Raw genomic sequence first — 255 nt, 5'->3', positions numbered from 1 at the left:
CTCGAAGCCGCCCTGCTGCGCGAAGAACCCGGCGTCACCGTGCGCCAGCACTCCCGCGACCACCATGTCGACCGCGAGCAGCGCCGCGACGACCCGCGTCGCGACCCCGAGCACCAGGAGCGCGCCGCCGACGAGCTCGAGCCCGGCGACCAGCGGCGCAGCGACCTCGGCGAACGGGACGCCCATGCCGGAGAACCCCGAGGCGACGGCGGGGATGCCCTGCCCGACCTTCTGGGCTCCGTGGGCGATGAAGAC

The 255-nt window shown here is 74.9% G+C and carries 1 protein-coding gene; it reads right to left on the bottom strand.

The genetic code is table 11. The features are described 5' to 3' along the window. Positions 1-255 (bottom strand): DoxX family protein (locus tag SB658_RS25710; RefSeq protein ID WP_410603289.1); only part of this gene is annotated, 255 nt, incomplete at both ends.

The sequence above is a fragment of the Bacillus sp. SIMBA_008 genome, assembly GCF_046535495.1.
Classification (GTDB): domain Bacteria; phylum Bacillota; class Bacilli; order Bacillales; family Bacillaceae; genus Bacillus; species Bacillus subtilis.
Note: the sequence above shows the minus strand (reverse complement) of the source record. Positions and strands in the feature narration are given on the sequence as shown.